The sequence below is a fragment of the Haloarcula rubripromontorii genome (assembly GCF_001280425.1).
Classification (GTDB): Archaea; Halobacteriota; Halobacteria; order Halobacteriales; family Haloarculaceae; genus Haloarcula; species Haloarcula rubripromontorii.
In genome coordinates, this window is the sequence record NZ_LIUF01000003.1 from 454,065 (window position 1) to 468,524 (window position 14,460).

Annotated in this window: 10 protein-coding genes; 2 read left to right on the forward strand and 8 right to left on the reverse strand. The window is 62.3% G+C overall.

Annotated elements, in window-relative coordinates:
- Window positions 1–10: 10 nt before the first annotated feature.
- The 7 genes from AMS69_RS11905 to AMS69_RS11935 form a co-directional block, all read right to left on the reverse strand.
- On the reverse strand, window positions 11–1,021 hold the full coding sequence (locus AMS69_RS11905; RefSeq protein ID WP_053968279.1) for an AAA family ATPase: 1,011 nt from the start codon (window positions 1,019–1,021) through the stop codon (window positions 11–13).
- Window positions 1,014–2,108 carry a DUF4350 domain-containing protein gene (locus AMS69_RS11910; protein WP_053968280.1) on the reverse strand — a complete coding sequence of 365 codons (1,095 nt, stop codon included), beginning with the start codon at window positions 2,106–2,108 and terminating at the stop codon, window positions 1,014–1,016. The genes AMS69_RS11905 and AMS69_RS11910 overlap by 8 nt, the downstream gene beginning before the upstream one ends.
- Window positions 2,108–2,383, reverse strand: a complete 276-nt coding sequence (locus tag AMS69_RS11915) for a hypothetical protein (RefSeq protein ID WP_053968281.1) — start codon at window positions 2,381–2,383, stop codon at window positions 2,108–2,110. Before AMS69_RS11915 ends, AMS69_RS11910 begins: the two co-directional genes overlap by 1 nt.
- Window positions 2,384–2,471: 88 nt before the next feature.
- Window positions 2,472–5,537 carry an FtsX-like permease family protein gene (locus AMS69_RS11920; RefSeq protein WP_053968282.1) on the reverse strand — a complete coding sequence of 1,022 codons (3,066 nt, stop codon included), beginning with the start codon at window positions 5,535–5,537 and terminating at the stop codon, window positions 2,472–2,474.
- Between the two features lie 7 nt (window positions 5,538–5,544).
- A complete protein-coding gene (locus AMS69_RS11925) occupies window positions 5,545–6,246 on the reverse strand; it encodes an ABC transporter ATP-binding protein (protein WP_053968283.1) in 702 nt (233 codons plus the stop codon).
- A gap of 74 nt (window positions 6,247–6,320) precedes the next feature.
- Window positions 6,321–8,009 (reverse strand): hypothetical protein, encoded by a 1,689-nt coding sequence (locus tag AMS69_RS11930; protein WP_053968284.1) that lies wholly within the window; start codon window positions 8,007–8,009, stop codon window positions 6,321–6,323.
- 169 nt (window positions 8,010–8,178) lie between these two features.
- Window positions 8,179–10,257, reverse strand: coding sequence for a hypothetical protein (locus AMS69_RS11935; protein WP_053968285.1), 2,079 nt, complete (start codon window positions 10,255–10,257; stop codon window positions 8,179–8,181).
- Window positions 10,258–10,466: 209 nt separating this feature from the next.
- Between AMS69_RS11935 and AMS69_RS11940 the strand changes: the two genes are divergently transcribed.
- Both AMS69_RS11940 and AMS69_RS11945 read left to right on the forward strand, forming a co-directional pair.
- On the forward strand, window positions 10,467–11,480 hold the full coding sequence (locus AMS69_RS11940) for a DUF1616 domain-containing protein (protein WP_053968286.1): 1,014 nt from the start codon (window positions 10,467–10,469) through the stop codon (window positions 11,478–11,480).
- A gap of 112 nt (window positions 11,481–11,592) precedes the next feature.
- Window positions 11,593–12,126 (forward strand): metal-dependent hydrolase, encoded by a 534-nt coding sequence (locus tag AMS69_RS11945; protein ID WP_077067789.1) that lies wholly within the window; start codon window positions 11,593–11,595, stop codon window positions 12,124–12,126.
- A gap of 448 nt (window positions 12,127–12,574) precedes the next feature.
- Here AMS69_RS11945 and AMS69_RS11950 read toward each other — a convergent pair whose 3' ends face one another.
- Window positions 12,575–14,302 (reverse strand): PGF-CTERM sorting domain-containing protein, encoded by a 1,728-nt coding sequence (locus AMS69_RS11950; RefSeq protein ID WP_238378389.1) that lies wholly within the window; start codon window positions 14,300–14,302, stop codon window positions 12,575–12,577.
- Window positions 14,303–14,460: the final 158 nt, after the last annotated feature.

The window sequence follows — 14,460 nt, forward strand, 5'->3', positions numbered from 1 at the left end:
GGTCCGGGCGCTATTCGAACTCGCGTTTCGTTCCGCCGTCACCAACTGCCGTTTCGACGCCTGTACTGTGGTCGGTGTCGGACCCGGGCGGCGTGGTCGACTGAAGGATCTCTTCAATAACCGTTTCGGCGCTTATCTGGCTTAGTTCGGCGTCACTGCTCATAATGAGACGATGGCGCAACACCGGGAGCGCCATCTCTTTCACGTCGTCCGGAATGACATATTTCCGGCCGTTCAGACGAGCGACCGCTTTGGCTGTATTCTGCAGCGCGATTGTCGCCCGCGGCGAAGCCCCGTGAATGACGTTTCGATGGTCCCGGGTCGCGCCAACGAGCGCGAGAATGTACTCCTTGATGCTGTCTTCGATGTGCGTCTCAGGAACTACCGCCCGAGCGTCCAGAAGTTCGTCTCGGGAGAGCACCTGTGAGATAGAGTCCGCATCGAGCGCCGGGTTCGCGTCGAACCGGTCCAGTATTGCGCGCTCCTCATCGGAGTCGGGAATCTCAGTGACGAGTTTCATCTGGAATCGGTCGCGCTGTGCCTCCGGGAGTTTGAACGTCCCCTCCATCTCAAGCGGGTTCATTGTCGCTACGACGGTAAACGGCGTCGGGAGTTCGAGCGTCGACCCCTCGATAGAGACCTGCCCCTCCTGCATCGCTTCGAGGAGTGCGCTCTGTGTTTTCGGCGGCGCACGGTTGATCTCGTCAGCGATGACCAGGTTGGTAAACACCGGCCCCTTCTGCAGTTCGAACTCCCCGTTTCGCTGGTGATACACCGTCGTGCCAGTGATATCCGCCGGGAGCAGGTCAGGCGTCATCTGGACCCGAGAGTGCTGGAGGTCAGTCGCGTTGGCGACGAGCGTGGCAATCGTGGTTTTCGCGACGCCGGGGACCCCCTCCAGAAGCACGTGCCCGCGTGTGAGCATTGCGACAGTAATATGTCGAAGAACCTGCTCGTTACCGATAAGAACTGTTTCCGTCTCCTCTCTGAGACGGTCGTACAGTACCGACGGATCAGTCATTACGTTGACGTTCAGGCCGCTGTTTAATAACGGCTTCCGTTACTCGCTCCACCTGAGCGGCCTCCCAGTCCGGGTGACGGGCTCTGAGATACTTCTTGACGCCCTCTCGGGACAGGTGTGGGTTCGGCTCCCGGCCCCGCGCTTCGCGAAGCCGCTCCCGAAGAAACGCATCGAGACGACGGTCGTACGCGAAGAGCGCCCCGACCAGTGCGACGCCACAGAACAGTAACAGCACGTCAGACCGCTGCACTGCGAGGACGGCAGCGGCCACTGGCGGAACGCTACCGGCGTGTGAGTAGTCTAGCAATGCGGTATCGTGGTCGGCAACGAGGTTCCTGGCAAAGCGACGATTGTCACCCCGGTCAAGCATCGCATTCACGAAGAGACTCGGGTCACTGACGGCAATGACTCGACCGTCGCCCACTGATTCGCTCGTGACGACGGGTCGAGACGCTAACTGCTCCTCGCCGTCGAGTGCGCCGTTGCCGTCGGTGTCGAGATAGGCGTATTCGGAGGTGGTGACGAGCGTCGTCGCGTTGCCGGCCCTGACAGTCGTGCCGTAGTTGAGGACAATAGTATCGACGCCCGCTGTCTCCGAGTAGTTGCCGACCGGTGTCGCTTTCGGGAGCGAGGCGTTCCGGTAGTAATTCCGGTTGTCATACACTGGCCGGCCATCGAAGCGTGCATCCGCCCCGACAGCAGCAAGCAGGTCATTTCCGTGTGGGCGGTAATCCTCGGCAACGACGAGTGTCCCGCCGCTTCGGACGAACTCAGCGATTCGTGTCCGCTCGCTGGACGAGTACGGCTCCGCCGGCGAGAGAACAACCGCAACAGTGTCGTCCGGGTCACTGGCCGGATACTGACTCACGTTCGTTCCGACAGTCACGTTTGCACCGGCGTCAGCTGCGACGGTTCGGAGTTCGTCTGTCCCGTCCCACTGGGAGTTATACGCACCGAACGCTGGTGAGGACGTACTCGCAGCGTAGACGAGTGCGATGACCGTGAATGCGGTGTAGGCGGCGAGTAGTAGCTGTGGGAGCGTGAGCGACGGGAGCCAGGAATCGTCGGGAGACGGTGTCAGTGCCATCAGACCAGCCCCGGTGGTAGAATCGCAAGGATCCGCTTGATGACTACGTAGGCAAAGCCCACCAGACCGATTCCGATAAGCCACCAGAGTCGTCGCCGCCAGCGCGGCGAGACGGTCTGCGGTGCGACCAGTTCGACAGTGACGAGAAACCCGATCAGCGAGATGACGAAAAACAGCTCCAGCGTCAGCGCATCCAGCAGGGTCAACACGAGGATGCTACCAAGCACCCACATGAGATGCCCGTAAATGAACTGCTGGCGCTGTCGGGTCGCCATACAACGGCGTTCTTGTCGGCAGACAGTCAAAGTTCCGACCGACAGCCGCCAGCAGAGAGTGGTTTATCTGACATTCTAGCAGTGAGAGTTAGTCGTCGCTAGGCTGTTTTTCGGTACCCGAATCGTCATCGGGCGTCCGCGTTCGGTCACCGCTCGGAAGCAGCGAGACTGGTGACGCTGTCAGATACGGCACCGTTGCGACGAGGGCACCGAACAGGGCGAGCGAGACGCCGCCGACGAAGATCGCTGCGAGGATTGCCGGCGGTGTCCGCGCGGAGAGACGGAACCCGAAGAAGACGAGCCAGCCAGCCCGCTCCAGCAACTGCAGTGCAACGACCGACAGGCCGAGCGCGAGGCCAGTTGCCGGAATCGCGATACGAGCGATGTCGGCCAGAATTGTCCGCAGAATCCGCCACTGCGTCGCGCCGGTCGAGCGGTGGATGCCGATAGCCTGCCGACGCGCGTGGACCCCCTGTGCGAACGTCGCTGTGGTACTGCCGACGGTACTCAGCGCCGAGAGGACGACAAGGACACCGAGAATCAACTGAACGTTCCCGAACACGCCTTCGACAGACCGTTCGATGGGTGTGCCGGACGCGTACGACCCGCTACTTGCCACTGCAGATGCCAACCGGCGGTCACCGGTCACCTCATACTCCGCTGTGGTGAGGGTCGTCCCGTTGGCTGTCACTCGATAGGTGTACGTTCCGGGCTGGCCGCGTCCGTTATCCGGTGCGAACCGCGTTTGGGTGGCGTTTCCGGGCGGCATGTAGACGGTCCGGTTCCGGGAGACACCGGGACCGATGACGCCAACGTTGCGTGTGATCGGTTCTTGCCAGGGATTCGCGAGCCCGACCCTGAGCGTTGGCGTCGTCAAGACCGACCCTGACGACGGCGATATCGACAGCTCCCCGTACAGTTCCCGCTCCGTTCCACGGACGATCTGAATGTCGTGTGTCGCCGTCTGGGTCCCGGACCGGGCCGTTATCGTGTAATTCCCCGGTTCGCGTGGCAGGGGAACGACGGCGACACCGCTCGACCCAGTTCTGAGCGACGGCCCGTTCACTGTGACAGTGGCGTTTGAAACCCGCGCTCCAGTTTTCGTGACGACAGGAACGGAGAGCCCCGACCCGGGCGGGGCCTGTGACGGCAACTGGTTCGGTATCTCGATAGCGTTCGGCGAGACGGCGGTCACTGAATGGGTGTACTCCCCGGCAGTAGCGTTTGCGGTCCCCTGCTCCGACGCCCTAAAGGAGACAGTGCCACTCCGTTCCTGTCCCGGCGGGACTGTCACGGTTGTAGTCCGCTGCTCGCCCCGATACCGAACTGTGACATCCCGGTCCGCCCGCTCGTTACCGACGTTTCGGACGGCGACGGTGAGATTGACTGTATCGCCCTCTGTGACACGCTCCGGGCCTGAAAGCCCCGTCACGACAGCGCCCGACCGGTTGGCGGCGACACCGTCGGCGTCGTCGATCCCTGCGACCGACCCTTTCACGCGAATCATGTGGACCTGACCCGGCCCAGTCGCCAGGTCAGCCGCGGAATCAAGCGGCAGGATGAGCAGGTCATCGAGCGTCCTGTCAGCGTCGTACCGCCCGACGACGGTGACACGGCGGACCCCGGGCTTGACGCTTCCGCTGACGGTCAGTTCGTCCCCAACCTCGACATCAAGCGTTCGTGCGAGATCGCTCCCGATGACGGCCTCGTCGTACCGCTGTGGTCGCTGGCCTTCGACCAGCGTGGCACCGGTGACGTTCGCGAACGCGTCGTACTCCGCCCCGTGAGCCATGTACGGCTGGCCGTCCGAAACCTGAGCGTAGATGATTTCGGGGCTAGCCGGGGTCCCGTCAGCCCGCAGAGCCGAGGCGTATTCGGCATCGAGGCGGCTGTTCAGCGGGTGGGGTGCGCCGGCTTCGGTGATGGTCCCGGAGCCGCCCGCCCCGCCGCCGAGCGGAGACGCGAGGCCGGCCAGTGAGACGACCAGCAGGAACGTGATGCCGAACACGGTCAGCGTCGCCGCCGTCGGGACGACCGAGCGCCACGAGAGGAACGTCGGTGTGACCCAGTTCCGGAGCCTCGCAAGCCCCGACTGCCCGGACTGTCCGGATCGAGTATGGCGGCCCCCGAGGGCAGCCGGCGGGCGAGTCGCTGCCGGATAGGCCGCGAGCGCGCCGGCCACCAGCCCCATCAGAACAAATATGCCGGCGACGCCACCGACAACAGTGGCGCTTTGCCCGGTGACCGTGATATCGAGCGCGATTGGGAGTCCAACGTAAATGGCGACGTTGACAAGCGCTTTGATCAGAATGAGTCCGACGGCGTAGCCCAGAACAACGCCAGTGGTCACGAGGAGACCAGCGCGGAGCGTAAACAGGAGTCCCACGCGCCACCCCGACGCGCCGGTCGAGCGGATGACCCGAATCGCGTCGAGTCGGTCGCGAACGCTCATCCGCGTGACGTTGTAGACGACGATCAGGACCAGCAATCCGCCGGCGGCCGCGGCGATACCAAGCGCCCAGAGGACCTGCTCCAGACCGCCGAGGACGTACAGGAGCGCGCTGACCAGCGGTGCCCCTTCGCTGGGCAGACTCCCCAGTCCGGTTCCGCTCGGGCTATGATTCACAACGAAGTAGCCGGTGACGCCGACCTGCTGTGCGGTCGAGGCGTTCGCCACGTACCACTGATCCGAGAGAAATGTCGTCCCCCGTTCCTGTGGCACGACGGTGAGCGAAACGGTGCCGTTCGAGCCGCTTACCGTCCGGGTTCGCTGCTGGGGAACCGGTCCCCGACCGTCAACGCCGCCCGGAATCGTCGGTAATCGCCCCTCCTGCCACTGGGCCGACCCCTCGATGAGCACGCGTGGCGTATCGGGCGGGATTCCGACGAGACGAACGTTGGTCTCGTTTACCGTCGCCGTCGCTGTCGGGAGGACGGTGACATCCCCACTGGTTTCGGGCGGACCGTTGTCCGCGTCGTGATAGGTGACAGTCCCGGAGTTCGCAAGCGGCTCGGCGAACGTTTCCGAGTACGTGACGGCGGTGAACAACAGCAGGACCGTGCCGATGAGAAACGCGGCCGTTACCGCGACGACGACGACCGTGAGCCGATCACGTCTGGACCAGCGAAACAGGAGGGCGTTTCGGTATCCCATCGGTTCGTTAGTTCGTCTCCGTGGACGGGCTCGCGTCCGGTGTCGAGGCGGCATCAGAAACGAGCGTGCCGCCGCGAATGAACAGCCGTTCGTCGAACCGCTGTGCCAGTTGCGGGTCGTGGCTGATGACGACGAGGGCGGTCTCCGTCGATTCCTTCATGCTGAACAGGAGGTCTAGCACCGACTCGGCTGTGTCCGGGTCCAGCTGTCCGGTCGGCTCGTCAGCGAGGATAATCTCGGGGCGGTTTGCGAGCGCCCGCGCGATTGCGACGCGCTGTTTCTCGCCGCCGCTCAGCGTCGCAGGATACTGGTGTTCAAGCCCGGTGATTCCAAGGCGTTCAAACAGGGTGTCCAGCCAGTCTGGGTCGCGGTCGCCCGCGTGCTCCTGCGGCAGCGACGCGTTCTCGCGGGCTGTCAGGTCACCGATAAGCTGGAAGTCCTGAAAGACGAATCCGAGCGTGGTCCGTCGGAGGCTCGCACGCTGGCGTTCGGACAGCGTACTCGCGTCCCGACCGTCGACCTCCAACCGGCCGCTAGACGGGGGTTCTAGCAGCCCGAGAACGTTGAACAGGGTCGACTTGCCGGCCCCGCTCGGTCCCTGAACGAGCATTGCCGCGTCGGACCCGACCGTGAGTGAGACGCCGTCGAGAATCGTTGTCCCCCGTCGTGTGACACACAGTTCCGAACCGACGAGGACGGGGTCAGTCATTGTCGGCCTTTCTGCCGGCCTCGTATTGTATGCCACGGTTACATACCCGGGAAAAACGGGGCTGGGGCCGAGCCTCAGCAACTCGTCCGGTTCCCGCTGGGCCGAACGAGATACACAGAGTCGAGGCCGCGCGTGTCATAGACTACGTCGTTCTCGTAACGCCACTCCTCTAGCGCCGCGGGCGTGGTTTTCTCACTTCCTGCCGGGAACAGGTGTGCCCCGGTCGTCCCCCACGACGCCCGCGATAGCGTCGGGCAGTTGGGTTTCGCACCACCACCGAGCCACCGGGCAGTCGGCTGGTACGTTCCGTTGATCGCGCCCGGATAGTACAGGTCGACAATATTGGTGAACGGGTGGTCGGACGCCCACTGCTCGTCGACGTGGTCCGCAGTAAACGTCGCGGCCGCGAACTGCGATTCGGTCGCTCCGGTCGGGAACGCCAGCGTATCGAGATTGACGAACGCGATGGGCATCGTCGCAACCGCAGCAACCACGACAATGATCGTCAAAACGGTTGCGAGGCGATGACTGTGCGTCCGTACCGTTCCAAGCCCGCCGTCTGGCGACGGCGACCCCTGATAGGCGACCGACGCGACGCCGATGCCAGCGAGTACGAACAGGGGGAGATGGACAAAGGTCTGTCCGCGAAGCGCCGTCCCGTAGTACTCCGGCGTCAGCGAAGCGGTCAGCGAAAAGTACACGATGACGATTGGCGCCAGCAGCAACGCCAGCACGACCGGGCCGATCAGTCGACGGTCACGGCTCGCACGCGGGAGGCCGACGACCGCAAACACCACCGGAACAGCGAAGGCCGCGACCAGTACCAGGAGGCCAGTCGGCGTGGTCTGTGTCCCGGGGAACACGGTCTGTACCGCGTTCGCACCGAGGGTCAGGAACCAGAGCCCGACCGCGCCGCCGATGGTCACCCGCTGGAGGCGAGCGCTCGTCCGCTGGAACCAGACCAGCGTCGCTACCAGCACGACAACCCAGGCAAGGAACAGGCCCGGATACGCGCTGACGCGGTCGACGTACGGGACCTCCAGAAGCGAGCGTTCTGCGATCCGATAGTACCCCCACATGTACACCCAGAAGCCCGCGACGACAGCGAGGGCAGTAACGGCGTCACGGCGGGTCGGAATCCGGGCAAGATGGGCGGCTAACACCCCCGTCAGCACCAGCGCAGCGATGAGTGAGCTGAACGTATGCAAAAGCGGGAAGGCAGCGAACAGGACGACTACAACTGCCCCCCATCGACGCCGGTATCGCTCCGTCTTGAGCAACCGATGGACGGCAATCGCAAACAGCGGAAGCAAGAGGAACGCCAGCGCCTCCTCGTCGGTCTGTCCGGTCCGTCGGAGATAGATGCCCTCCACCGCGAGCCCCATCCCCACCACACCCATCGCCAGCGTCGTCCGCGAGTGACGCCAGCGACTCGACTGCGCGAGGCGTTTGGCTAGCGCCATCGCTGTCAGGCAGGACGCCCCGCCGGTGACCGCGACGACCGGCTGGGCGATGTACAGCGGTCGTTCACCGGTTAGCGAACCGACGACCGTCAGCACAGCAGTAAACACGATGTTGTCCGCGCGGAAGCGTGTGAGCGGAAACGTCCCCGTCCGAAGCGTGTCCCTCGCCAGAGCGACGTAGCCGAATCCGTCTAGCGTCGAGGGCAGCGGTGTCCAGTGGAGCGTCGTCAGTCGGGCCGCGACTGCCACGGCCAGCACAGCCACGATGAGCAGCACCCGCCCCGTCCGGCCGTCACTCATTGGCGGGTCCTACAGCGGGTGGGTGTAAGATAGTTACCGCATTCCGACGGCCACCGTTACAGCCACTGAGCCGGAGATAGCTACCGCTAGCCCCCGCCAGAACCTCGCTCGACGCGGCAAACACCCCTCCGAGGCGTCAGAGAAGGTGACTGGAGAGACGACCAGCGGGTTATGAGTCCCCGTTCGATTTGAACTCGCGGGCGCGCTCGACGGCTGCCTCCGCGCGCGCTGGATCAACCGACGTCGGTGCAAACGCTGCCGTCTCGAAGGCTTCGACTACCGCTTCGAGATCTGCCATCCGTTCCGCCGGAACACCGTGCTCCTGGCTCTGCCGAAGGAGTTCCCAGTGTGTAACCCCTTCGTCAAGCCCGTTTTGCACCGCTAGCGCATCGTGGACAGCAGTGTACGCGGCCATCGCCGCGGCGTCGTAGTTTCCGCTGTCGAGATGCGTCTCGACACGGTCCTCGAACGTCGGCGTCGTCGCATCCAGTTGAGTCGCCGTCTGCTCGGATCCAGTCGCCGATACCTCAGTTGCCTCCGCTGGCACAGTCGAGTCCGTCTCCCGGGATTGGCGAACCCGTGACGCGATAAACCAAGCTGCGACGACAACTGCAAGCGCCGCCCCGCCGCCGAGGACGGGCAGCCAACTGTATCCGATGATCCCGTTTCCGAAAGTGGTTGCTGGGTTCTCGTCAGAGCCGAGCAGTATCGCCACTAGAGTATCGATAAGCAGATCGCTGTCCGAGTCGGAGCCGACAGGTGGGTCGCCGGCACCTGACCCAGCCGCCAGCGTTGCCGTTGCAGTCGCGTTACCGAGGTTCGATCTCGGCTCGTCAAACGTGGCGAGAACAGTAACTGAGTCGTTGTTCGGCGGATTTTCGAGAACGGTCCGGAACGAACCGGTCCGGTTCGTCACGACTCGCTGTGTTTCGTCAGCACCGGTCTGCAGGCGTACCGGGCGACCCGCCACGGGGGCTCCAGCAGCGGTCCGGAGTTGCCCCCTGACGAGGATCCCATCAGCCGCTCGTGTTGCACTCACTGAGAGGGCCGTTTGAGTCTCGACGACGACAACAGAGGCTTCCGACTGAACGCCTGCAATCGCTCGGTTCTCATACGGAATCCGGGCGATAACCTGCCGATCGCCGTCGTTTATCGACGCCGGGAACCGGATCGTTTCTGTGGCGGTGCCGTTCGGTCCGGTTGTCGTCCGGGCAACGACGGTCCCGCCAATAGCGAATTCGACCGGGACCGTATCGACACCGGTCGACTCGACGCGCACGGACGCCGTCGCGTTGAGTCGGTCATCGTATCCCACCGTATCCGGCGCAACTTCGCTCGTCACGTCGGGCGTCACCTGTTGTACGTCAATCGTGAACGTGGCGTTGTCGGACAGGTACACCGAGTCAGCGTCCGGAACGTACTCGATAGAGATGGGTTGTGACCCGAGCCTGGCTGAGCGTGGCTGGTACCGCGTTTCAAACACGCCGTCCGAGTCAGTCTGCACGGTCCGTGTCCGGTTCTCGATCCTGAGTTCGATTGCCTCGTCGGCGATGACCGAGCCGTTCTCAGTTTGTATCCGCCCGGAGACCGTTCCGGGGTCGCGAAAGGATGCAGTCGCGTCTATCGCCCGAACCGTGAGCGTCGTGCCGACGAGTGTCTCTTCACGGATCTCCGCCTGCGTTGCCGTGATGTTCTCTGTCGTCTCGGTAATCTCGCTCTGTCCTGAGGAGAGGTCGACAGAGGTGGCGTTCTCAATCTGTTCGAGGTTCTGGGTCAGTTCTTCGCTCCTGTCGCTAATGTTCGATGCTGTTCGCTCCATGGCGCGCGCGGTGATGCGGGCTTCACGTTCGTTACCGCGTTCGCGTGCTGTCTGATACGCTGCGTACTGTTGCCGATACCGCTGGACCTCGTCCGTGAGATTCCGCTGGTTCTCGCGTGCGGCCTCGAACTCCCTCGCAGCGGTATCGTCAGTATCCGACGAGGTGTCTCCGGCGACGTCGACGTACTGCTCCAGACGCTTGTCGTAGTCGTCGCCGAGGACCGACCGGGCCTGGTCGTACTGGTCGTTCGACAGCGCAATACTGCTGTTTTCCAGCCGTCCGCCCAACGTCTGTGCTAACCAGGCAGCCGTTTCGTCGCTGTACTCGCCGTCAGATACCGAATCCGGGTTTTCCTGTTGCGTCTTATTGTTGTCCGCTGGCGTCTCCACCTGACGGTCCAGAGCCGGACCTCCGTCGTCGGGTTGCACTGCTGTCACCCCACCAACGCCCGCTGTAAGTCCTATGATTGCTAAGGTGACGAACACGGCCCACGACTGGCTCCGGAACACACCGAGTTATTCCGCTGGTTTGATAAAATGCGTTCGGTTGACTCACCGGAGGCAGTCCCAGTCGGGCACTGCGACAGAAAGCGAAGCAATCAGCTATTTTTTTACCGTGCCGACATGACTCACTGCCAATGGCTGATACTCCGGCGTGGAAGCTACTCCTGCCGCGCCAACTCCGCCACCTTCCGGCCGATCTAGCAGGCGTTATCGGCGTGGTGATTCTGACGAACCTGGCTGCCCTCCTCCCGGTCGTCTCCGACACACCGATACGCATCGTCGCCGGACTCGGTTTTACCCTTTTCATTCCCGGCTATGCGTTCATTGCGGCGCTCTTCCCGGAGGCCGGAAGCGGCCCTACAGCTGGCGGTGAGAACGATACGGATCCACGAGCCGACGGAATCGACGGTATCGAACGGACCGCACTCTCATTCGGCCTCAGCATCGCGCTCGTTCCGCTGGTCGGTCTGGTGTTGAACTTCACGCCGTGGGGCATCCGCTTGCTTCCGATTCTCATCTCGCTCAGCGGACTGACGCTCGTGTTGACTGCTATCGCGGCTGTTCGCCGCTGGGCCTTGCCCGCTGACGAGCGGTTCCGCGTCCCGTACCGTGCGTGGCTCAGGGCCGGCCGTGACGAACTGTTCTCGCCAGCGTCGCGGACAGACGCGGTCCTGAACGTGCTATTGGTCTTTAGCATCCTGCTTGCGGCTGCCAGCGTCGGATACGCCATCACGGTGCCAAAAGACGGCGAGCGGTTCAGCGAGTTCTACCTGCTGACAGAGGAGGAAGACGGCGAACTCGTCGCTGACGGTTATCCGACGGAGTTTCGACAGGGGGAGGGTCGCTCGCTGGTTGTCGGTATCGGCAATCAGGAACACGAACGGACAGCGTACACCATTATCGCCGAGTTACAGCGTGTCGAGCGCGTCGGCAACGAGACGCAGGTCCGGGAGCGGTCGGAACTGCGGCGCTTCCAGCCGACGTTAGGTCACAACGAGACCTGGCAGCGCCAACACGAGGTGACTCCCATGATGACTGGCGACAGACTTCGGCTCCAGTACCTGCTGTACCGTGGCTCACCGCCTGAGACCGTGGGTCAGTCGACCGCGTACCGCGAAGTCCATCTCTGGGTGAACGTAACCGGCTAACCCGTGTTCTCGTAGAGCGTAGAGCTAGCCCATATCGAGGCTGTCGAACGCCTGCCGCTTGAACACCGAACCCGGCGAACAGCTTTTATTTTCCCGGACCATTCGCTTCACGGTGTACCCCGCAGGCCACTTCCTCCTTGCAGCCGTCCCGCTGACAGTGTATACAGTGGCTCAGTGGCGTCGCCTCCCGTCTGGGCCGATGGTACTGCTCTTGCTTGTCGCGACGCAACTCCCGGACGTAATCGATAAGCCGCTCGCGTGGACGTTCGCTATCCTTCCAAGCGGGCGAATGCTGGCCCATTCGCTGGTCGTCTCGCTCCCACTCCTCACTGGTGTTGTGCTGCTGGCTGCACGCTGGGGGTATGTGCGGTACGCTGTGGTGTTTTCGGCCGGCTACCTCTCGCACATCGCCGGCGACTTCTATCCCATCCTGCGGCTCGGGACGGAGTACTACTTCTTCCCGAACCTGTTCTGGCCGCTGTTGGCGGCGAACCCGGATAGAACGCCGTCGTTTGCGGCGCATTCGCCTGACAGCCTGCTCTCGCTTGCTGTCCCTATGGCCGTCTTCGGACTGGCAGTCAGCTACAGTCTCGTGACGCTGTACCGGAGAGACGACCGGTTCCCCGCTGGAGTGCCACCGCGGTAACACTCTGTTCACCGGTCGTCGGCTGCCAGAATAGTGGCTCTCCAGCGACGGTCGTCAAGTTGTCAGTCAGCGAGTGTCACTGCTGTTCCAACACCATGGCAGAAAAGTACAGCGACCGTCTCAGGATGGGGCCACGGGTTCGATCGGTGCTTCGCCGCAGTTGACACAGATATACTCCTCGTCAACAGTGCGGACAACCGGTGAATTGCACTTGATGCACTTGAGTTTCGCCGCACGAGATGGCTTTGCGTAATCCCCCATTGTGTGTACCTTACAAACTGATGTTATCTGTAAACTGATATAAAATTACCCCTTACAGCAATATTGCATCAGCAACCGTCGATGACTGGCTATGAAACGACTCCGTGAAGCGGCCTCGATGTGGACACAACAGGCAGGCGGCCGTGCCAGAGAATAGGCAAAACCGCCGGTAAACTGTGGGAGTTCGTTACTCCCGACGTGCCAGGAATCCGGCACCTAGCAATGCTAGCACCGCGACAAGTACGGTGAAGCCAGGGCCGCTCGAACTCGTGGTTTCGGTCGAACCCTCGGTCCCAGCGGTTGCCGTGTCGTCGGGTTGCTGGGCACCACCACCTGCGGTCGTGGTCGTTTCCGTCTGCTCATCATCATCTTCTGTTTCGGTGCTGTCGTCGGTGGTAGTTTGGTCCTCGGTATCGGTCGTCGTTTCGTCCTCAGTGCCCTCACTGTCGGAGTTGTCGTCTCCGCTATCGCTATCATCACTCCCGTCGTCACCACCGCCACTGTTGTCGCCGTCGTCGCCACCGCCACTGTTGTCGCCGTCGTCTCCACCGCCACTGTTGTCGCCGTCGTCTCCACCGCCACTGTTGTTATCGCCGTCGTCGCCACCACCACTGTTATCGCCGTCGTCGCCACCACCACTGTTATCGCCGTCGTCGCCACCACCACTGTTATCGCCGTCGTCGCCACCGTCGCCATCGGTTTCGTTCGACTGCGACAGTGTGACCGTCCCGGTGGCGGAGTTGATTTCGTTGGAGTCCTCGCCAACGGCGATGTGAACGTATGTGTAAGTCCCGTTTGGCCAGGAGTCCAGTGTTTCGACGGCGACAGTGGTATCGGAGCTACCGGACACCGTCGTCGCCGAGGCATGCAACACGTCGTCACCGGTCGACTCTGGCGATGCTTCGGAGAGAACGAATCCGAACAGACCGACCAGTCCCGCCGACGGCATCGCCCCCGCTGCCGTCGAGTCCCCGCCGGAGAGGGTGGCGTCATCATCGGTCGACGAGACGCCGTTGACTCCATCAAAGGAGTTCTCGACCGTGACCTGCTCTTCCGAGAAATTCTCATCGATGTCACCGGTCACGCGGACGGTGCTCGTTCGCTGTTGGAGTTCATCTTCGTCGAACAACAACACGGCGTGCGTGACAGAGTCATCGTCAAGTCCGGTCTCGATATCGAGCGATACGTTGTCACCAGCGGTGACATCGTTGGCGGTCGCATTGACTGTGGCTGGGCTTTCCTGAACCAGCGTCTGTTCGACGCCGACAACGGTCACGTTTCCATCGGCCGAAACGTTGTTGTCCGAAACGGAGAGACCCTGTCCGTCATCGACGGTGACCAGAATGAAGCCGTAAGCACCGCCCGAGTCAGGTGTGTACGAGGTTTCGAGCACACCGTTGTCATCTATCGAGCCGACCCCCTCGGCATCGTCTAGCAGTTCGACAGAATTGGCGTTGGAGTCGTTCGTAAAGATGTCAGCTAGATCGGTTCTAACGCTGCCCTCACTAAACCCGGCCGCAGTTGGGTCCTCGGAGAGGCGGACAGCGAGCAGTTGCGCCTCGTCGCCGGCAAGTCCCGTGGTTCCAGCCCCTGTAGTTGATTCGAACGTGAGATCCACTGATTCGCCTGCCTGGTGAATCGTGTACTCCTCCCTGTTGAGGGGAACGTCACCGGTCTGGGCGGACTCAATGTTGATGTACGTCTGTGGAGCTGCTATCGCCGTGGGGCCGGTGGAGGATGTCCGAAGCGGGAGCAGTGACCGCTCCCAGACATCCACGTTTTCGGTCACTGCCGTCGTTTGTCCGTCATCCACTGGTGTTGCCGCCGCCGACGTTACCGACAGGGGAGCGGCTAACACCAGCAGCACTGTAATCGCACAAATTACAGCGTGCTTCCCGTTTGGTGTTTTATACATTATTGAATTTTTTCGAAAGGGCGCGGTATAATTCTTATGCAGTGACATTCGACGATACACAGTGTCATATGATGGTTACAAGACACGTAGACGTCGTCCAAGGTTATCGTATGCGGACGCTGAATCGTGTCTTGGTACGTGTCTATTTGCATCGGTAG